Source organism: Rhodoplanes tepidamans (assembly GCF_030813915.1).
Lineage (GTDB): Bacteria > Pseudomonadota > Alphaproteobacteria > Rhizobiales > Xanthobacteraceae > Rhodoplanes > Rhodoplanes tepidamans.
Genome location: NZ_JAUSUJ010000009.1, coordinates 209,295 through 226,678 on the forward strand (window position 1 = coordinate 209,295; position 17,384 = coordinate 226,678).

Annotated in this window: 20 protein-coding genes; 13 read left to right on the top strand and 7 right to left on the bottom strand. The window is 72.9% G+C overall.

Annotation, left to right across the window (positions count from 1 at the left end; genetic code table 11):
• The first annotated feature begins 2 nt into the window (after positions 1 to 2).
• Positions 3 to 1,496, top strand: a complete 1,494-nt coding sequence (locus J2S22_RS13080) for a leucyl aminopeptidase (protein ID WP_272779822.1) — start codon at positions 3 to 5, stop codon at positions 1,494 to 1,496.
• On the opposite strand, the gene J2S22_RS13085 is transcribed toward J2S22_RS13080, so the two are convergent.
• Positions 1,484 to 1,945: a type II toxin-antitoxin system VapC family toxin gene (locus J2S22_RS13085; protein WP_272779823.1), complete on the bottom strand. Its 462-nt coding sequence runs from the start codon at positions 1,943 to 1,945 to the stop codon at positions 1,484 to 1,486. The two genes, J2S22_RS13080 and J2S22_RS13085, sit on opposite strands and share 13 nt — an antisense overlap.
• Positions 1,942 to 2,250: a hypothetical protein gene (locus J2S22_RS13090; RefSeq protein WP_272779824.1), complete on the bottom strand. Its 309-nt coding sequence runs from the start codon at positions 2,248 to 2,250 to the stop codon at positions 1,942 to 1,944. Before J2S22_RS13090 ends, J2S22_RS13085 begins: the two co-directional genes overlap by 4 nt.
• Positions 2,251 to 2,316: 66 nt before the next feature.
• On the opposite strand from J2S22_RS13090, the gene J2S22_RS13095 reads away from it, so the two are divergent.
• The 5 genes from J2S22_RS13095 to ppk2 all read left to right on the top strand — a co-directional run bounded on the left by J2S22_RS13095 (position 2,317) and on the right by ppk2 (position 8,562).
• Complete coding sequence (locus J2S22_RS13095) at positions 2,317 to 2,769, top strand: DNA polymerase III subunit chi (protein WP_272779825.1); 453 nt, start codon at positions 2,317 to 2,319, stop codon at positions 2,767 to 2,769.
• A gap of 305 nt (positions 2,770 to 3,074) precedes the next feature.
• A complete protein-coding gene (locus tag J2S22_RS13100) occupies positions 3,075 to 3,560 on the top strand; it encodes a hypothetical protein (RefSeq protein WP_272779826.1) in 486 nt (161 codons plus the stop codon).
• A gap of 150 nt (positions 3,561 to 3,710) precedes the next feature.
• Complete coding sequence (locus J2S22_RS13105; protein ID WP_272779827.1) at positions 3,711 to 5,414, top strand: S10 family peptidase; 1,704 nt, start codon at positions 3,711 to 3,713, stop codon at positions 5,412 to 5,414.
• 273 nt (positions 5,415 to 5,687) lie between these two features.
• Positions 5,688 to 7,178, top strand: coding sequence for an IMP dehydrogenase (guaB, locus tag J2S22_RS13110; RefSeq protein ID WP_272779828.1), 1,491 nt, complete (start codon positions 5,688 to 5,690; stop codon positions 7,176 to 7,178).
• 448 nt (positions 7,179 to 7,626) lie between these two features.
• Positions 7,627 to 8,562: a polyphosphate kinase 2 gene (gene ppk2, locus J2S22_RS13115; protein WP_272779829.1), complete on the top strand. Its 936-nt coding sequence runs from the start codon at positions 7,627 to 7,629 to the stop codon at positions 8,560 to 8,562.
• A 208-nt stretch (positions 8,563 to 8,770) separates the two neighbouring features.
• Here ppk2 and J2S22_RS13120 read toward each other — a convergent pair whose 3' ends face one another.
• Positions 8,771 to 9,136: a cupin domain-containing protein gene (locus tag J2S22_RS13120; protein WP_272779830.1), complete on the bottom strand. Its 366-nt coding sequence runs from the start codon at positions 9,134 to 9,136 to the stop codon at positions 8,771 to 8,773.
• A gap of 270 nt (positions 9,137 to 9,406) precedes the next feature.
• Between J2S22_RS13120 and J2S22_RS13125 the strand changes: the two genes are divergently transcribed.
• Genes J2S22_RS13125 through J2S22_RS13135 form a run of 3 tightly spaced genes read left to right on the top strand, consistent with a single transcriptional unit; the run spans position 9,407 to position 11,729 of the window.
• Positions 9,407 to 10,129 carry a metal ABC transporter ATP-binding protein gene (locus J2S22_RS13125; protein WP_272779831.1) on the top strand — a complete coding sequence of 241 codons (723 nt, stop codon included), beginning with the start codon at positions 9,407 to 9,409 and terminating at the stop codon, positions 10,127 to 10,129.
• Positions 10,126 to 10,938, top strand: coding sequence for a metal ABC transporter permease (locus J2S22_RS13130; RefSeq protein WP_272779832.1), 813 nt, complete (start codon positions 10,126 to 10,128; stop codon positions 10,936 to 10,938). The genes J2S22_RS13125 and J2S22_RS13130 overlap by 4 nt, the downstream gene beginning before the upstream one ends.
• Entirely contained in the window at positions 10,935 to 11,729 is a 795-nt protein-coding gene (locus J2S22_RS13135) for a TroA family protein (protein ID WP_272779833.1), read from the top strand. Before J2S22_RS13130 ends, J2S22_RS13135 begins: the two co-directional genes overlap by 4 nt.
• A gap of 84 nt (positions 11,730 to 11,813) precedes the next feature.
• Here J2S22_RS13135 and J2S22_RS13140 read toward each other — a convergent pair whose 3' ends face one another.
• Positions 11,814 to 11,990 carry a hypothetical protein gene (locus J2S22_RS13140; RefSeq protein WP_272779834.1) on the bottom strand — a complete coding sequence of 59 codons (177 nt, stop codon included), beginning with the start codon at positions 11,988 to 11,990 and terminating at the stop codon, positions 11,814 to 11,816.
• A 341-nt stretch (positions 11,991 to 12,331) separates the two neighbouring features.
• Positions 12,332 to 13,534 (bottom strand): amidase, encoded by a 1,203-nt coding sequence (locus J2S22_RS13145; RefSeq protein ID WP_272779835.1) that lies wholly within the window; start codon positions 13,532 to 13,534, stop codon positions 12,332 to 12,334.
• A 204-nt stretch (positions 13,535 to 13,738) separates the two neighbouring features.
• On the opposite strand from J2S22_RS13145, the gene J2S22_RS13150 reads away from it, so the two are divergent.
• Complete coding sequence (locus tag J2S22_RS13150) at positions 13,739 to 14,131, top strand: hypothetical protein (protein WP_272779836.1); 393 nt, start codon at positions 13,739 to 13,741, stop codon at positions 14,129 to 14,131.
• 11 nt (positions 14,132 to 14,142) lie between these two features.
• On the opposite strand, the gene J2S22_RS13155 is transcribed toward J2S22_RS13150, so the two are convergent.
• Together J2S22_RS13155 and J2S22_RS13160 are read right to left on the bottom strand one after the other, a co-directional pair.
• The gene (locus tag J2S22_RS13155) at positions 14,143 to 14,622 is read right to left on the bottom strand and encodes a hypothetical protein (protein WP_272779837.1); all 480 of its coding nucleotides are present in this window, start codon (positions 14,620 to 14,622) and stop codon (positions 14,143 to 14,145) included.
• A gap of 25 nt (positions 14,623 to 14,647) precedes the next feature.
• Positions 14,648 to 15,175 carry a MarR family winged helix-turn-helix transcriptional regulator gene (locus tag J2S22_RS13160; protein ID WP_272779838.1) on the bottom strand — a complete coding sequence of 176 codons (528 nt, stop codon included), beginning with the start codon at positions 15,173 to 15,175 and terminating at the stop codon, positions 14,648 to 14,650.
• Between the two features lie 108 nt (positions 15,176 to 15,283).
• Here J2S22_RS13160 and J2S22_RS13165 point away from each other — a divergent pair, with 108 nt between their 5' ends.
• From J2S22_RS13165 to J2S22_RS13175, 3 genes are read left to right on the top strand one after another with little or no spacing between them, the layout of a single operon-like run.
• On the top strand, positions 15,284 to 16,588 hold the full coding sequence (locus J2S22_RS13165) for an RsmB/NOP family class I SAM-dependent RNA methyltransferase (RefSeq protein ID WP_272779839.1): 1,305 nt from the start codon (positions 15,284 to 15,286) through the stop codon (positions 16,586 to 16,588).
• A 56-nt stretch (positions 16,589 to 16,644) separates the two neighbouring features.
• A complete protein-coding gene (locus tag J2S22_RS13170) occupies positions 16,645 to 16,929 on the top strand; it encodes a type II toxin-antitoxin system RelE/ParE family toxin (protein ID WP_272779840.1) in 285 nt (94 codons plus the stop codon).
• Positions 16,930 to 16,943: 14 nt separating this feature from the next.
• Positions 16,944 to 17,237 (top strand): HigA family addiction module antitoxin, encoded by a 294-nt coding sequence (locus J2S22_RS13175; RefSeq protein ID WP_272779841.1) that lies wholly within the window; start codon positions 16,944 to 16,946, stop codon positions 17,235 to 17,237.
• The last annotated feature ends 147 nt before the right edge of the window (positions 17,238 to 17,384 follow it).

The following is a 17,384-nucleotide window of genomic DNA, read 5'->3' on the forward strand; positions in this document are numbered from 1 at the left end:
GAATGGCTGAGGGATTTCGGATCAGGTTCGGGACGTTCGCGCCGCCGACCAAGGGCGTTCTGGTCGTGTTCTGCGACGACGGGCTTCGGATGGGTCCGCAGACCCGGGCGATTCTCGGCAAGACGGCCGCCCTGGTGACCCGGGCGGCGGCCGCCGACACGTTCAAGGGCAAGCTCGGCTCGGCCCTCGACATCGTCGCCCCGGCGGACCTGGCCGTCGACCGGCTGGTGGTGGTCGGGCTCGGCAAGCCGAAGGACTGGACGCCGAACGACTCGGTCAAGCTCGGCGGCGCCGCCATGGGCAAGGCGGGGTCGGCCGCCGAGGTGACCATGGTGGCCGAGCTGCCGACCGGCGCCATGGACGCCGAGCTCGCCGCGGATCTCGTCCTGGGTGCGCGGCTGCGCGCCTACACGTTCGATCGCTACAAGACCAGGAAGAAGGACGACGAGGAGCCGAAGCGCGCCGTCACCCTGACGGTGGCGGTGAAGGACCCGGCGGCGGCGCGGCGGGTCGGGGCCGAGCGGGAGGCGGTGGCGGACGGCGTCGTGCTCGCCCGCGACCTCGTCAACGAGCCGCCCAACGTGCTGTTTCCGGCCGCCTTCGCGGAGCGCGCCGCGGAGCTGCGCAAGCTCCGGGTGGGGGTCGAGATCCTCGACGACCGCGCGATGACGCGGCTCGGCATGAACGCCCTGCTCGGGGTCGGGCAGGGCTCGGCGCACGAGAGCCGGGTGGTGATCATGCGCTGGAACGGCGGCAAGGCGACCGACAAGCCGATCGCCTTCGTCGGCAAGGGCGTCTGCTTCGACACCGGCGGCATCTCGATCAAGCCGGCGGCCGGCATGGAGGACATGAAGGGCGACATGGCCGGCGCCGCCTGCGTGGTCGGGCTGATGCATGCGCTCGCCGCCCGCAAGGCCAAGGTGAACGCCATCGGCGCCATCGGGCTCGTCGAGAACATGCCGGACGGCGCCGCCCAGCGGCCGGGCGACATCGTCACCACCATGTCGGGCCAGACGGTGGAGATCATCAACACCGACGCCGAGGGCCGGCTGGTGCTCGCCGACGTGCTCCACCACGTCGTCACCAAGTACAAGCCGCAGGCCATGATCGACCTCGCGACGCTCACCGGCGCCATCATGGTGGCGCTCGGCCAGGAGCACGCCGGGCTCTTCACGAACGACGACAAGCTCGCGGAAAACCTGGTGAAAGCCGGTCAGGCCACGGCCGAGCGGGTGTGGCGCATGCCGCTCGCGCCGGAATACGACAAGCTGATCGATTCGAAGTTCGCCGACATGAAGAACACCGGCGGGCGCTTCGGCGGGGCGGTCACGGCGGCCCAGTTCCTGCAGCGCTTCGTCGGCAAGACCCCGTGGGCGCATCTCGACATCGCCGGCACGGCGCTCGGCTCGCCGCAGACCGACACCAACAAGAGCTGGAGCTCCGGCTGGGGCGTCCGCCTGCTCGACCGCTTCGTGGCGGACGTCTACGAGCCGTGAGGGCCCGAGCCGGAGGCCGGGGCCGGCGGCCCCGGCTCAGCCCCGAACGGATCGATCACCCGGGCTCCGAGACCCGCGACGTCGGCGACGTTGCGGGTCACCAGGGTCATGTCGTGCACCAGCGCGGTGGCCGCCATCAGCCCGTCTGCCACCGGGACGGACCGGATCGCCGCGAGCCGCCCCCAGGCGTCGGCAACGGCCCTGTCTATCGGCAGAATCCGGCTTCCGAAGGTGTCCTCCAGGGTGGCGAGCCAGCGCTCGAAGACGGCCGCGCGGGCCGGGTCGGCGCGCCGGGCCTTCTCGATTCCGCGGCGAATCTCGCCGAGCACCAGGACGCTCAGATGGAGCGTCGTGCCGTCCACGCCGGCGTACCAACGGGCGACGGCGGCGGCGCAGCGCTCGCCCTTGCGGAGTTCCGAGATCACGTTGGTGTCGATCAGCAGCCTCACAGCTCGACGTCCCGGCCCGTCTCGCGCGGGCGCTCGGGCTCGAGGTCGAGATCTGCCGGAGCGGCCGCCAGCACGGCCTTGAGGACGTCTCCTCGACGATCGCCGAACTCCTGCTCCAGCAAGGCTCTGGTCGCGGTCGCTCGGGTCGGATCGGAGAGGGCGCGGGCGACGCTGCGCAGCAGCCCGGCGTCGTCCTTGCGGATCTGCAGCTCCAGCCGCACCAGGCCCTTCCGGGTCTGGCGGTGCCGATAGGCGGTGAGCGCCTTCGTGTGCGCCGAGGTCGTGCGCGGTTCCTTGCGGCTCATATCCGGAATATATCCGGAAATCATCCGGGCTTGCAAACCGGCGTTCCCGCGGTCTTTCATCACGCCATGACCGAACTCCTCTTCTACCATCTGCAGCGGCGGGCGCCGGAATCGGTGCTGCCGGCGCTGCTGGAGAAGTCGCTGGAGCGCGGCTGGCGGGCGGTCGTGCAGGCGTCGTCCGACGAGCGGGTCGACGCGCTCGACGCCCATCTGTGGACCTACCGGGACGAGTCCTTCCTGCCGCACGGCACCGACCGCGACGGGCTCGCGGCCGAGCACCCGGTGGTGCTCACGGTCCGCGACCACAACCCCAACGGGGCCGCGGTGCGGTTCCTGATCGACCGCGCTCCGGTGCCGGCCGACGCCGCCTCCTACGCCCGCATCGTCGTGATGTTCGACGGCGAGGACGACGAAGCGCTCGCCGGGGCGCGCCTTCTCTGGCGTGAGAAAAAAGCCGAAGGATTCGACGTAACCTACTGGCAATGCGACGACAGAGGGCGCTGGCAGAAGCGCGGCTGAGGGCTCGCGCACGACGTGCGGCGGGGGCGGGGCACAGCGCATGCGGCGTCGTCCCGCCATCATGCCGACGCAAAAGCCCGCTTGAACTCATGGCGTTTCCGGTCGAAACAGCCGGCGGTTCCGCCGGCCGCGGAGCGCCCGGCCGGCCGCAGGGCCGCAGCGATCCGCGACGGCGTCGATCCGCGAGGATCGCGAGACCGGGGATCGCGAGGGATATTGTCGGGGAAGGGGCCCCCATGCGTCACACACGTTTCGTTCAGCCGACCTCCACGGTTTCCGGTGCCGCTCCGCGCCGAGCGCCCGGCATGCGAGCCGTCGCCGTCGCGGTCGCGTCGGCGGCCGTTCTCGCCGGATGCTCCAACATGCCCGAGGTGGGCGACGTGAAGCTGCTGCCGTCCGCCAGCGCCTTCGTCCCGGCGCCGACCGGCGAGTTCGCCAAGACGTCGGTCAACACCAACCGGCCGGTGGCGCCGGGCGACCTGGTCGATGGCCAGGGGGCCTGCGCCGGGGCGGCCGCGGCGGCGGAGCCGGGCGGCGTCGACCGCCCGCTGCGCGGCGTCGGCCTCGACATGACCGAATGCGAGGTGGTGACCGTGATCGGGCCGGCCAACTCCACCGAGATCGGCGCCAACGAGCGTGGCGACCGCACCGTGGTGATGACCTACGCCAGTGCCGAGCGGTCCGGCATCTACCGGTTCACCAACGGCCGGCTGACCTCGATCGAGCGCGGGCCCGAGCCGCCCCCGCCCGAGCGGCCCGCCCGCGGCAAGCCGCGGCGGCCGTCGAGCTGACCCGACGGCGGATCCCGAAGGGGCGCGTCGGCGGCCGTCCGACCCGACAACCGCCCCGGTCGACAACCCGTGGCCACCCGGCGCGTTGACGTCCCGGCGCGCCGATGCCGCGCGCCGGCCTGCCCGTGTTCCTCCCAGCCGGATCCGCCCATGACCGCGTTTTCTCCGGACCGTCCGTTCCCGCTCGGCCGCCGGGCCACCGGCCTCGCCCTGGCCCTGCTGCTGGCCGCCGCGACGGCCGCGCCGCTTCCGTTCGCCCCGGCCGCGCTCGCCCAGCCGGCTCCTGCCCAGCCGGCCGCCCCTGCGGAGGCGCGGCCGAACGACCCGGCCGGGACCCGCGAGGCGCCGCCGCCGGAGAGCCGTGCCGCGGAGCCGGCCCGCGAGCGGCCCGACGGCCGCCCCGACAGCCGGCCCGATCATCGCCCCGAGCGTGACGCCAAGGACCGCCGGCTGCCGGCCGATTCGGTCACCGAGCACGTGCTGGAGGCCGGCCGCCGGACGCTGCGCTTCACCGCGACGGCCGGCTCCATCCCGCTGTTCGAGGGCGAGGGCGGGCCGCTGCGCGCCGAGGTCGCCTACATCGCGTTCACGCTGCCGAAGCCGGCCGGCGCCGACGCGCCGCCGCGTCCCGTCACCTTCCTGTTCAACGGCGGCCCGGGCGCCGCCTCGGCCTATCTGAACATCGGGGCGATCGGTCCGTGGCGGCTGCCGCTCGACGGCGCCACCGCCTCGACCCCGCCGGTGCTCGTCCCCAATGCCGAGACCTGGCTCGACTTCACCGATCTCGTCTTCGTCGACCCGCCCGGCACCGGCCACAGCCGGATCGTCGGCGGCGACGCGGCGCGGCGGCACTTCTGGTCGGTCGACGGCGACGCCGAGGCGCTCGCCGTGATGCTGCGCAAGTGGATCGTGCAGAACGGCCGGCAGGCCGCTCCGAAGATCCTGGTCGGCGAGAGCTACGGCGGCTTCCGGGTGCCGAAGCTCGCCCGCGAGCTGGCCACCGGCCAGGGCGTCGGGGTGCGCGGCCTCGTGCTCGTCTCGCCGGTGCTCGACTTCACGCTGCTCGGCCAGCGCCGGCATCTGCCGCAGTCCTGGGTGGCGCATCTGCCGTCGATGGCGGCGGCCGCGATGGAGCGCCGCGGCGCCTATTCGCCGGTGGCGCTCGCCGAGGCCGAGCGCTATGCCGCGACCGACTATCTCGCCGACCTGATGCGCGGCGTGCGCGACAAGGAGGCGGTGGACCGCATGGCGCCGCGGGTCGCCGCGCTCACCGGCCTCGACCCGGCGCTGGTGCGCCGGCTCGCCGGCCGCATCGACACGCGGACCTTCCAGCGCGAGCTCCACCGCGACCGCGGCCTGATCGGCAGCGCCTACGACGCGACCGTGACGGCCTTCGACCCGACTCCCTCGGCGGCGCAGTCGCACCTGCCGGACCCGGTGCTCGACGCCACCAAGGCGCCGCTCACCGCGGCGATGACCGGGCTCTACCGCGATCGGCTGAACTGGCGGGCCGACGAGCCGTACCGGCTGCTCAACGGCGAGACGAGCAGCCAGTGGAACTGGGGCCGAGGCCGCGCCGCCCCGCAGGTGGTCGACGAACTGCGCACCATCCTGGCCGGCGACCGCGACGCCCGCATCCTGGTGGTGCACGGCGCGACCGACCTGGTGACCCCGTACTTCGCCAGCCGGATGATCCTCGACCAGCTCCCGGTCTACGGCTCGGCCGACCGCCTGCGGCTCGAGGTCTATCGCGGCGGCCACATGTTCTACTCGGTCGACGACTCCCGTCGGGCGCTGCGCCGCGACGCCGAGGCGTTCGTCCGCGCCGCCGTGAAGGGGGCGGACCGGGAGTAGAGCGGTTTTCCCTGACGTCGACCCACACTCCGCCCAGTCCCGCGGACGCGGGACTCCAAGGCGCCACGACTTGCCGCCCCTGGGTCCCCGCCTTCGCGGGGACGAGCGGACATCGAGGGGCAGGGGACGGCCGGAGCTTCCGCCTTCCCATCGTCGCACGTGCGTGCTAACCACCCTCGCCAACTCCGTACAGGGGCGTTCGAGTCCCGCCGGTCGCCCGCGACCGGCCCCGACCCGCTTTCCCATATCCCCTGCGGCGACCAGGAGCTTGGCATGGCCGTTCTGTCCGACGCCCCCCCGCGCGAGGCCCTCACCTTCGACGACGTACTGCTGCAGCCCGGCCTCTCGGACGTGCTGCCGTCCCAGGCCGACGTGCGCACCTTCCTGACCCGCGAGATTCCGCTCAACATCCCGATCATCGCCTCGGCCATGGACACGGTGACCGAGTCCGCCATGGCGATCGCCATGGCGCAGGCCGGCGGCATCGGCGTCATCCACCGCAACTTCGACCCCGAGGTGCAGGCCGCGCAGGTGCGGCAGGTGAAGAAGTTCGAGAGCGGCATGGTGGTGAACCCGCTCACCATCGGGCCCGACGCGCCGCTCGCCGAGGCGCTGCGGATGATGGCCGACAACCGGATCTCCGGCATCCCGGTGGTCACCTCGGAGGGCGGGGTCGACGGCCGGCTGGTCGGCATCCTCACCAACCGCGACGTGCGCTTCGCCCACGACCCGGACCAAAAGGTCTCCGAGCTGATGACCAAGGAGCGCCTGGTCACGGTGCGCGAGGGGGTGAGCCAGCAGGAGGCGAAGCGGCTGCTGCACCAGTTCCGCATCGAGAAGCTCTTGGTGGTCGACGACCAGTACCGCTGCGTCGGCCTGATCACCGTGAAGGACATCGAGAAGGCGGTGGCCAACCCCAACGCCTGCAAGGACGCGCAGGGGCGGCTGCGGGTCGCGGCGGCCACCACGGTCGGCGAGAGCGGCTACGAGCGCACCGAGCGGCTGATCGAGGCCGGCGTCGACCTGATCGTCGTCGACACGGCACACGGCCATTCGCGCCACGTGCTCGCGCAGGTGACCCGCATCAAGAAGATCTCCAACGCCGTGCAGGTGGCGGCCGGCAACGTCGCCACGGCCGACGGGGCGAAGGCGCTGATCGACGCCGGCGCCGATGCCGTGAAGGTCGGCATCGGCCCGGGCTCGATCTGCACCACGCGCGTGGTCGCCGGCGTCGGCGTGCCGCAGCTCACCGCCATCATGGACGCCGTGTCGGTCGCCCGCGACGCCAAGGTGACGGTGATCGCCGACGGCGGCATCAAGTACTCGGGCGACCTCGCCAAGGCGCTGGCCGCCGGCGCCGACTGCGCCATGATCGGCTCGCTGCTCGCCGGCACCGACGAGACGCCCGGCGAGGTGTTCCTCTATCAGGGCCGCTCCTACAAGACCTACCGGGGCATGGGCTCGGTCGGCGCCATGGCGCGCGGCTCGGCGGACCGCTACTTCCAGCAGGACATCAAGGACTCGCTCAAGCTGGTGCCGGAGGGCGTCGAGGGGCAGGTGCCCTACAAGGGGCCGGCGAGCGCCGTCCTGCACCAGCTCACCGGCGGGCTCCGCGCCGCGATGGGCTATGTCGGGGCCCGCACGCTCGCCGAGCTGCACGAGAAGGCGCAGTTCGTGAAGATCTCCGCCGCCGGCCTGCGCGAGAGCCACGTCCACGACGTCACTATCACGCGCGAGAGCCCGAACTACCCGACGCGGGTGTGACACCGACGCGCGATCGGATCGACTTACCCCTCATGGTGAGGAGCGGCCGCAGGCCGCGTCTCGAACCATGGGGCCGCCCCCGCCCTTCGAGACGCGCCCTTCGGGCGCTCCTCAGGGAGAGGGCGGAGAGAGGTCGGTTCAAGCGCGCAGCGGTGTGAGGTGCACAAGCGATTGCGTACCCCGGGGGGGGGGGGCGAAACGGACTTCCCGGTTCTCGGCCGCGTGCCCCGGACGAGATGCGTCGGCCGCGACCGAGACACGAGGTCTTCCGGGGCCGTGTGGTCGACCCGATGATGTCCTGGGTCTCTGCCCATCCGGGATGACCGGAGGACTCCGCATTTACGGACCGGACGCGCTCGCATTACTGTCATCCAACTGTCATGCGACCACCTGACTGTCCTGTCCGGACGATTCCGTCCGCATCGAGAAGACTTCACCGGAGCGACAGATGGACGACCGCAAGCCGGGCGACGGCAAGCCGGAGAATGGCGGGCTGGACTGGCTCGACGCCGAGCTCGCCGACACGCTCGACGAGGACTACGAGCTGGAGCTCTCCGAGCCGGCCCTCGCCGAGGAGATCCGCAAGATCTACAAGCGGACCCATCCGCCCTCGATCGACCGCCGCGACTATCTGCGCCATCTGATCAGGCTGCAGGTCGAGCTGATCAAGCTGCAGGACTGGGTGCAGCACAGCAAGACGAAGATCGTGGTGATCTTCGAGGGGCGCGACGCCGCCGGCAAGGGCGGGGTGATCAAGCGCATCACCCAGCGGCTCAATCCGCGCATCGCCCGGGTCGTCGCGCTGCCGGCCCCGACCGAGCGCGAGCGGACCCAGTGGTACTTCCAGCGCTACGTGCCGCACCTGCCGGCCGGCGGCGAGATCGTGCTGTTCGATCGCTCCTGGTACAACCGCGCCGGCGTCGAGCGGGTGATGGGCTTCGCCACGGAGGACGAGGTCGAGCAGTTCTTCCGTGACGTGCCCGAGTTCGAGCGCATGCTGGTGCGCTCCGGCATCGTCGTGCTGAAGTACTGGTTCTCGATCACCGACGAGGAGCAGCAGATGCGCTTCCTCATGCGCATCCACGACCCGATGAAGCAGTGGAAGCTGAGCCCGATGGATCTGCAGTCGCGGGTGCGCTGGGAGGACTATACCCGCGCCAAGGAGGACATGCTGATCCGCACCAACATCCGCGAGGCGCCGTGGTTCATCGTCGAGGGGAACGACAAGAAGCGGGCGCGGCTGAACTGCATCGACCACCTCCTGCACCAGATCCCCTACGCGCCGGTGCCGCACGAGCCGATCGCGCTGCCCGACCGGGTGTTCAACCCGAACTACGAGCGCCGCACCCTGCCGACCGAGCTCTACGTTCCGCAGAAATACTGATCGGGGCGCGGCGGGCGCGCGCGCCGAGGACCAAGGGCCGCTGGTGCGGACTCGTCATGCCCGGCACTCGGGTCCGGCCTTCGGCCGGCCCGAGCATGCCTCGTCCGGGCATCCACGTCTCGAGAGCCGTTCGACGGCAAGGCGTGGATGGCCGGGACGAGCCCGGCCATGACGGACGGAGCGGGTCGGAAATGGCCGACCGCCGCGCTCACTCCGCCCGGGCGAGGATGAAGATGTAGCGCAGCCGGCCGGTGCCGGTGTTGATCACGTCGTGCTCGGAATGCGCCGGCGCATAGGTGACGACGCCGGGGCGCAGGGCGATCGGCGGATGGTCGGCGAAGCGCAGCTCGCCTTCGCCTTCGAGCGGCACCAGCATCTCCTCGTTGACGCCGCTGTTGTGCACCCCGATCGACTTGCCCGGCGCCAGCGTGACGAGGCCGGAGCGCAGCGACCGGGTCTCCGGCGGTCCCTGCAGCAGCAGCATGTAGGGCCGGTCGCCCGGCTCCAGCGCCACCGACTTGATGGTCGGGGTGATCTCGACGTCCGGCGGCGCGCCGGGAGAGCTGTCGGTCATCGGTATCGTCTTCTTCGTGATCGCCGGCAGGGAGCCCGCGACCGGAGGGCCGCACCGGCGCCGGAGGCGGCGACGCGCGGACGCATGGCCGGGATCCGGCCGGGCCGGCCGGGCTGGATCCGGCGCGGAGCATATGATAATTCGTCGAAATGGTAATACCGGTTCCTGCGTATGCGGGAGCCGCCGTTCGGTGCCGTCCGGCGCATCCGCTGGATGCGCCTTCACGCCCCGCGCACGTCCCGGCGTGCGCCATGACGACCCGTGTCCGCGATGTTCGTTCCTCCCGTCGCCGGAGCGTGTGCCGAGCTGTCCGGCGAGTCCGCCGCGCCGGCGCTGGCGGACTGGTGCGCCGGCCTGCGCGGCGCGGCGCTGACGATCGACGGCCTGTCGTGCCGGTTCGGCGGGCTCGTCGCGGTCGACGACGTCGGCCTGCAGGTGGAGGCCGGCGAGCACGTCGCCCTCGTCGGCACCAACGGGTCGGGCAAGTCGACGCTGCTGCGCGCCGTCCTCGGGCTGCAGGGCCGCAGCCGCGGCCGCATCGTGCTCGACGGCACCGACGCGCGCAGCCCCGGCGAGTGGGACGCGCGGCGCCGGCTGGCGCCGTGGATCCCGCAGCGGCAGGCGACCGGCCGGTTTCCGCTGACCGTCGACGAGCTGCTCGACAGCAGCGGGCACCGCGCCGCGGCGGTCGGCGTGGCCACCCGGCTCGGCGTCGCCGCGCTCGCCCGCCAGCCGCTGCACACGCTCTCGGGCGGCCAGCTGCAGCGCTGCTTCATCGCCCGCGCCTTCGGGGCGATGGCGAACGGCGGCCGCCTGCTGCTCGCCGACGAGCCGACCGCGGCGCTCGACTTCGACGGGCGCGACACCGTCGCCGGCCTGCTGCGGGCCCTGCCGGCGAGCGTCCTGGTGGCGACCCACGACCGGGCGGTCGCGGCACGCTGCGACCGCGTGCTGGAGATGGCGAACGGCCGCGTCCGCGAGGTCCGGATGTGAGCGCGGACACGCTGGCGGCGGTGCTCGGCCTCGCCGTCGTCCACCGGGCGATCGCGGCGCTCCTGATCACCGGCGTCGCGATGCCGGTCGTCGGCGTCTTCATCATCGGCCTCGACGTCGTCACCATGCGGTTCGCGATGATGCACGTGGCGCTGCTCGGCGTCGCCGTCGGGCTGATGACGGGCTTCGACCCGACCGCCTGCGCCGTGCTGCTGTGCGCCGCGGCCGGCGCGTCGCTCGCGCCGTTCGCCGGACGGCGCGACGGGCTCTCCGGCCCGATGGTCATGCTGATGACGATGGCGATCGCCGCCGCGCTGCTGGTGCTGTCGATCTCCGGCGTCAACGCCGCCGGCGCGTTCGAGCTGCTGTGGGGATCGCTGCTCGCCGTCGGGATGCGCGAGCTGGTGCTGGTGGCGGTGCTCGCCGTCGCCGTGCTGGCGATCTATCTGGGCTTCCGCCGGCCGCTCGCCCTGCTGCTGTTCGACATCGAGCTGGCGCGCTGCTCCGGTGTCCGGGTCGAGGCGCTCGCCACGCTGCTGCTGGTCACCGTGGCGGTCGCGGTCGCCGCCGCGCTGCCGCTGACCGGCGCGCTGCTCGTCGACGCCGTGACGCTGCTGCCGGCGCTGTCGGCCCGCAACCTGGCGCGCTCCTTCGACGGCATGGTCGGCCTGTCGATGGTGTTCGGGCTGGTCGGCAACAGCGTCGGCTTCGTGATCGCCCTCCTGGTCGATCTGCCGCTCGGCCCGATCCTGGTGCTGACCGCCGGCGCGATCACGCTGCTCACCTTCGTCGTCGGGAGAAAACGATGAGACGAGTCCCCGTCCTCGCGCTGCTGGTCGCGGCGCTCGCCGCGGTCCTGGCGCCGCTTCCGGCATCGGCCCAGCCGGCGCCGCCCGCCAAGGCGCCCAAGATCGTGGCGTCGACCACCTGGGTGGCGGCGTTCGCCCGGGCGGCCGGCGCCACCGACATCACGGTCGTGGCGCCCGCGAACCTGCCGCATCCGCCCGACTACGACCCGCGGCCGTCCGATCTCGCCGCCGTCGCCGACGCCGCGTTCGTGCTGATGGCGCCGTTCGACGGCTTCGCCAGACGGCTGCGCGAGGCGGCTGGCAGCACGGCCCGGGTCGTCACGGTCGATCTGGTGAACGCGCCCGAGACCATCCGCGCCGAGGTGACACGGCTCGGCGCCCTGTTCGGCACCGAGGCCGCGGCGGCGGCGTTCCTGGCGCGGTTCGATGCGGAGCATGCGCGGCTGTCCGCCGAGATCGCGGACCGGCTCGGCCGGCAGCGGCCGCGGACGGTGGCGCAGCGCTTCATGGCGCCGTGGGCGCGGCTCGCCAGCCTGGAGCTGGTGGGGACCTACGGGCCGGGGCCGCTGCAGCCGGCGCAGCTCGCCGAGCTCGCGGCCAAGTCGCCCGGCCTCGTCCTGAAGAACGGCCATTCGGAGCGCGAGGGCGCGCCGTCCGCCGGCCGCGCCATCGCCCAGGCGACGGGCGCCCGGGAGGTCGCGCTCCTGAACTTCCCGGCCGACCAGGATCTGCTCGGCCTGTTCCGGGAGAATGCACGCCGGATCGTCGCGGCGGCAGGAGCGACGAACTGACCGGCAGACGGGCTGACCGGCACCGCTCCCGCCCGGGCCGCGCTGCGGCCGGAGCGGGTGGCGGTCGCGCCGGATCGTCGGGGATCAGATCAGGTCGTTGTCGACGCAGTAGGCGATGGCGGACCGGTCGGTCGTGGTGCGCGTCTCCTGACGGCCGGCGGGACGGCCCGGCTCGGCGCGCTCCACCGCGCTGTCGCGCCCGTCCTGGGCGGTCGGCGCGGTCGCGTCGGTGTCGAAGGTTCGCAGGTCGGAACGGCTCATTGCACTTCTCCGGAAGGCACGCCGGATGCGTGCCGGGGGTTCTTTCGGTCGTCGGCCCACGGGCGCTCTCGCCCGCCGGCCCCGTTTGATGTGGGGGCCCGATCGGGCGCAAGTAAGGTGTCGCGGTGGCGGGATTGGTTCGATGCCGGACGCGATCGCGGCACTGTCCGCGAGGCCGATGAACGATCTCTTGAGCCGAAGGCGCCGCGGCGCCGTTCGTGATCACGAAGGCGCGAGTGCGATTGCCGGCACGCGTGGCGCCGACGCAACGGTCGGCCGCCGGAACTCCGTATACGAAGTGTAAACCAAGGCGGGAAATCACCGCCGATGCAGCTGCGGCGCTACTCCGTCGCCGCGGCGCCGACGAACGGGGCGAGCCGCACCGCGAGGTCGAGCAGCACCTCGTCGCCGCCCGCCCAGCCGATGAAGGACAGGCCCACCGGGCAGCCCTCGATCGTGCCGACCGGGATGGTGACCTGGGGCAGGCCGGCCATCCCGGCCGTGCAGGTGAGCCGCATCACCCGCACCCGGAAGGACTCGAGCAGGTCCTGGGGCGCGTCGGCGCGCGGCGCGATGCACGGCACCGTCGGCAGGGCCAGCACGGTGCCGGGCTTCGCCACGCCGCGGATCCAGGCGAGCGCCTTGGCCTTGACGGCGTATTGCGCGGCGGCGGCCGCCTCGGTCACGGTGGAGGCGAACTCCATGCGCTCGCGCACGCCGGGCCCGAAGCGCGGCCGCTTCGTCTCGACGAAGTCGCCGTAGACCTGCCAGATCTCGCGGCCCTGGATGATGCGGAACGCCTCGCGCCAGACGTCGAAGCCGTCCGGTGCGATGGCGCCGTGGGTCATCGCGGGCAGGGCGCCGCGCATGGTGTCGAGCGCGTCCTGCAGGAGGGTGGCGACATCGTCGTCGGCCTGGCTGAAGGCGTCGTCGAGCACGATCAGCTTCTCGATCGCGGCCGGCACCGGCGTGCCGCCGAGCAGCACCGCGCCGAGCGCCCGGAACACCCCGGGCGCCGCCGACATCCAGCCGGCGACGTCGAAGGAGGGCGCCATCGCCATGGCCCCGGCGAGCGACACGCGGTCGTGGGTCGGCCGGATGCCGTACAGCCCGCAGAAGGCGGCCGGCACCCGCACCGAGCCGCCGGTGTCGGAGCCGATCGCCACGTCGCAGGCGCCGGCCGAGGCGGCCGAGGCCGAGCCGCTCGACGAGCCGCCCGGGATGCGGCCGGGCGCCCGCGGGTTGAGCGGCGTGCCGTAATGCGCGTTCACCCCGGCGACGCTGAAGAAGAACTCGTCGCACACGGTCTTGCCCGTGATGGTGGCGCCGGCCGCGAGCAGCTTCGCCACCAGGTCGGCGTGTGCGGTCGCCGGCGGATGCGCCTCGAGCCAGTCCGGATTGCCGCCGCCGGTGCGCTCGCCGGCGATGTCGTACATGTCCTTGACGGCGACCGAGAGTCCGGCGAGCGGGCCGGCCGGGGCACCCGCCACGGGCGCGGCGAGGTCGTGCGGCACGAAGGCGGAGCGGAAGGTTTCGGTCGGCATGGCGCTGTCCGGATTCTGTTCGGGAGGGGCTTCGTCGATGGTCGCGAAAGGGGACCCCGAGTCAACCGAGGCGGCCGCAACGCTTCCCCGCGGCCGGCGCGGGCCGCGGCGCGCGGGCGGCCGGTGCCGCGCTGCCGACGGAACCCGGCGGGACACCCCGGGTTACCACGACGGCGCCGGGCGGTCCGGCGCGGGAGACCCCCGATGTCGCTGCCCCTGGTGCTCGGCCCGACCATCATCCTGGTGGCCCTGACCTTCCTGCTGATGCTGTGCGCCGGCGGCCGGGTCGCGACCGGCCGCAGCCTGACCGGCCGGGGCGGGGCGGTGTCGTCCTCCGGCTGCGCGGCGGCGCTCGACGCGCAGTACCGGCTCCCGGTCCTGCTCTACGTGCTGACCGTGCTGTCGATGGCGACGCGGCACGCCGACCTGATCTTCGTGCTGCTCGCCTGGGTGTTCGCGGTGCTGCGCGTCCTGCAGGCGCTCGCGCTGGCGACCGGCCGCGCCGGCACCGGCCCCGGCATGCTGGACGCCGCCGGCGCCCTGGTGCTCGCCGTCGCCTGGGGCGTCTTCGCGGTCCGCATCCTGCTGGGGTTCTGAGGCCCGGCCGCTCACCCGCGCGCCGGGGCGCGGCGTCCCGCGAGGGCGAGGCCGTCGCGGATGTTCAGGCCGATCAGGGCGAGATTGACGGCGCCGGCGAGCAGCTCCAGCGCCTGCACGGCCTGGAAGGCCGGGCCGAAATCGCCGCGGCCGGACAGCACCGCCAGCGTGACGGCGCAGGGGACCAGCACGAGCACGCCGTTGGCCGCGATGAACGGCATGCGGCGCATCTTGGTCAGGACGGCGGGCGCGGCGCTGCCGCCGGCGAGGCGGGCGCCCGTCAGGCCGGTCACGGCGAGCGCCGGCACCAGCAGCAGGAGCCCCCAGGCGATCGCCTGCTTGACGGCCGTGACGGCGGCGAGATCGGCGAACAGCTCGGACCAGGCCGTGGTGGTCCAGAACACCAGGATGGTCACGAAGGCGGCGGTGCCGGCGAGGCCGTGGGCCACCGGCAGGCTCGAGCGGGCGGGGCGGACGTCGGTCGCGGACATGGCAGTCTCCCTCGGTCGCAATGGATCAGTCGGTCTCCGCGGCCGCCTCCGAAACGGCGTCCGGCGCGGTCTCGAGCGCGGCCTCCAGCCGCGCCAGCAGGGTGCGCATGACGACGGTGGCGTCGGCGATGTCGTCCGCCGACAGCCCGTCGGCGAGCAGGCCGTCGGCGAGGCCGTTCGACCAGCCGACATGGCGCAGGATGGCCGCGTCGTAGGCCTCGCGGCCCGACGGCGTCAGCACCGCCAGCTTGGCGCGGCGGTGGTACGGATTGGCCGCGAAGCCGACCAGCCCCTCGGCCGCCAGCACGTCGACGACGCGCTGCACCGACTGGCGGGTGAGGCCCATGTCGCGGGCGATGTGGGCGACCGGCGCCCCGCGCCCGGCCATCGCGATGGCGCCCAGCACCTGCCAGCGGGCGCTGGTGAGCCCGATCGGCGCCACCAGCCGGTCGCCGGCGGCGAGCAGCCGGCCGTTGAGCCGGAAGGTCTCCAGCATCAGCTCCGTGAGGGCGTCGCCCGCGGCGGTCTGGGTCTCGTGGAAGCGTCCTGACATGACAGGATACAATCATAACGACAGCATGCTGTCAATATGGGGGAGGCCCCGCCGGAGCGGGCGCGGGTCGATGCTGGATATTCGGGGCGCGGTGTGGGACAGGGGCGCATGACACCCGCTGCCCGCATCTCCGCCGCCATCGACGTGCTCGCCGATATCGAGGCCCGCCGCCGTCCCGCCACCGACGCCTTGAAGGACTGGGGCCTCTCGCATCGCTTCGCCGGGTCCGGTGACCGCGCCGCCATCGCCGGGCTGGTCTACGACGCGCTGCGCCGCAAGGCCTCGGCGGCGCATCTGCTGGGCGAGGCGACGCCGCGCGCCACCGTGCTCGGGATGCTGCGGCTGGACCGCGGGCTCGATCTCGCCGCGGTGGAAAAGCTGTGCGACGGCAGCCGCTTCGCGCCCGATCCTCTGGACGCGCGCGAACGCGCCGCGCTGGCCGGGACCGACCTCGTCGACGCGCCGGCCCATGTCGCCGGCGACTATCCCGAATGGCTCGACCTGCCGCTCGCCCGGGTGTTCGGCGACGACCGGGTCGAGGAGGGGCGGGCGCTCGCCCAGCGGGCGCCGCTCGATCTGCGCGTCAACACGCTCGCCGCCGACCGCGACAAGCTCGCGGGGGCGCTCTCCCACCTGCGGCCGGCGCCGACCCGGTGGTCGCCGGCCGGCCTGCGCGTGGTCGTCGGGGCCGAGCAGAAGAGCCCGCCCGTGCATGCCGAGCCGGCCTTCATCAAGGGCCAGGTCGAGATCCAGGACGAGGGCTCCCAGGTCGCCGCGCTGATCGCGGCGGCGCGGCCGGGCGAGCAGGTGATCGACCTGTGCGCCGGCGGCGGCGGCAAGACCCTGGCGCTCGCCGCCACCATGGAGAACAAGGGGCAGCTCTACGCCACCGACCTCGACAAGCGGCGGCTCGCGCCGATCCATGCCCGGCTGGAGCGCGCCGGGGTGCGCAACGTGCAGGTCCGCACGCCCGGCCGGGAGACCGACGTGCTGGAGGACGTGTCCGGCCGCGCCGACCTGGTGCTGGTCGATGCGCCCTGCACCGGCACCGGCACCTGGCGCCGCAATCCCGACGCCAAGTGGCGCATTCGGCCGGGCTCGCTGTCCGAGCGGCTCGCCCAGCAGGCGACCGTGCTGGACCGGGCCGCCGGCCTGGTGCGCCCGGGCGGCCGCGTCGTCTACGTCACCTGCTCGCTGCTCGCCGACGAGAACACCGACCAGATCCAGGCGTTCCTGGCCCGCCACCCGGGGTTCTCTCCGGTGCCGCCGGAGGAGGCCGTGACGGCGGCGCTCGGCGACGCAGCACCGGCCTTCCTGGAATCGGTGCTGACCTTCCCCGAAGGCCTGCTGATGACCCCGCGCCGCACCGGCACGGACGGCTTTTTCGTCAGCGTGCTGCGACGGGAGGAGTGATCTCGCCTGCCGGCCGTCGACATTGCGGGAAGACTTGTATCATGTCATGATACGGCGTGATCCGATCGTATCGGGACGAACTGACCAGGAAGATCGCGGCCGGACAGCGTCCGAAGGGGTTTCCGGCCGATCTGGTGCGCCGCGCCGTTCGCAAGCTGACCATGCTCGACCTCGCCGTTCGTCTCGACGACCTGCGCTCGCCGCCCGGCAACCACCTGGAGGCGTTGGCCGGCGACCGGGCCGGGCAGCACTCCGTCCGGATCAACGACCAGTTCCGCATCTGCTTCGTGTGGACCGAGTCCGGGCCCGAGCAGGTCGAGATCGTCGACTACCACGGCTGACCTCGGAGCCCGCCATGACCAGCATCCTGCCCCCCGTCCATCCCGGCGAGATCCTGCGGGAGGAGTATCTGGTCCCGCTCGCGATGAGCGCCGGCGCGCTGGCGAAGCAGCTGCACGTGCCGCGGACCCGGATCGAGCGGCTGGCGGCCGAGCAGACCGCGATGACACCCGACACGGCGCTGCGGCTGGCGGCGTTCTTCCGCACGACGCCGGAGTTCTGGATGAACATGCAGACCGCGTACGACCTCAAGATCGAGGCCGCGGCGAAGCGGGACGAGATCGCCAGGATCGCGGCGCGGGCCGCCTGATACCGCATTCGGCTGATCAGTTCGGTGGTCATTCCGGGGCGTCGCGCAGCGGCGAACCCGGCGACTGTCTTGAATGTCAAGCGTGCGAGTATGCGACGTCGGCTTTGACGAGGCCGTTGGCGATGACGAGGATCTTTCTGGCGACGG

Excerpts from the sequence above, each read along its gene's own strand:
- J2S22_RS13125 (WP_272779831.1), top strand. The coding sequence starts at position 9,407 with ATGTTCGTTCCTCCCGTCGCCGGAGCGTGTGCCGAGCTGTCCGGCGAG.
- J2S22_RS13105 (WP_272779827.1), top strand. The coding sequence starts at position 3,711 with ATGACCGCGTTTTCTCCGGACCGTCCGTTCCCGCTCGGCCGCCGGGCC.
- J2S22_RS13165 (WP_272779839.1), top strand. The coding sequence starts at position 15,284 with ATGACACCCGCTGCCCGCATCTCCGCCGCCATCGACGTGCTCGCCGAT.
- J2S22_RS13090 (WP_272779824.1), bottom strand. The coding sequence starts at position 2,250 with ATGAGCCGCAAGGAACCGCGCACGACCTCGGCGCACACGAAGGCGCTC.
- J2S22_RS13100 (WP_272779826.1), top strand. The coding sequence starts at position 3,075 with ATGCGAGCCGTCGCCGTCGCGGTCGCGTCGGCGGCCGTTCTCGCCGGA.
- guaB (WP_272779828.1), top strand. The coding sequence starts at position 5,688 with ATGGCCGTTCTGTCCGACGCCCCCCCGCGCGAGGCCCTCACCTTCGAC.
- J2S22_RS13160 (WP_272779838.1), bottom strand. The coding sequence starts at position 15,175 with ATGTCAGGACGCTTCCACGAGACCCAGACCGCCGCGGGCGACGCCCTC.
- J2S22_RS13155 (WP_272779837.1), bottom strand. The coding sequence starts at position 14,622 with ATGTCCGCGACCGACGTCCGCCCCGCCCGCTCGAGCCTGCCGGTGGCC.
- J2S22_RS13150 (WP_272779836.1), top strand. The coding sequence starts at position 13,739 with ATGTCGCTGCCCCTGGTGCTCGGCCCGACCATCATCCTGGTGGCCCTG.
- J2S22_RS13175 (WP_272779841.1), top strand. The coding sequence starts at position 16,944 with ATGACCAGCATCCTGCCCCCCGTCCATCCCGGCGAGATCCTGCGGGAG.
- J2S22_RS13095 (WP_272779825.1), top strand. The coding sequence starts at position 2,317 with ATGACCGAACTCCTCTTCTACCATCTGCAGCGGCGGGCGCCGGAATCG.
- J2S22_RS13120 (WP_272779830.1), bottom strand. The coding sequence starts at position 9,136 with ATGACCGACAGCTCTCCCGGCGCGCCGCCGGACGTCGAGATCACCCCG.
- J2S22_RS13135 (WP_272779833.1), top strand. The coding sequence starts at position 10,935 with ATGAGACGAGTCCCCGTCCTCGCGCTGCTGGTCGCGGCGCTCGCCGCG.
- ppk2 (WP_272779829.1), top strand. The coding sequence starts at position 7,627 with ATGGACGACCGCAAGCCGGGCGACGGCAAGCCGGAGAATGGCGGGCTG.
- J2S22_RS13145 (WP_272779835.1), bottom strand. The coding sequence starts at position 13,534 with ATGCCGACCGAAACCTTCCGCTCCGCCTTCGTGCCGCACGACCTCGCC.
- J2S22_RS13080 (WP_272779822.1), top strand. The coding sequence starts at position 3 with ATGGCTGAGGGATTTCGGATCAGGTTCGGGACGTTCGCGCCGCCGACC.
- J2S22_RS13140 (WP_272779834.1), bottom strand. The coding sequence starts at position 11,990 with ATGAGCCGTTCCGACCTGCGAACCTTCGACACCGACGCGACCGCGCCG.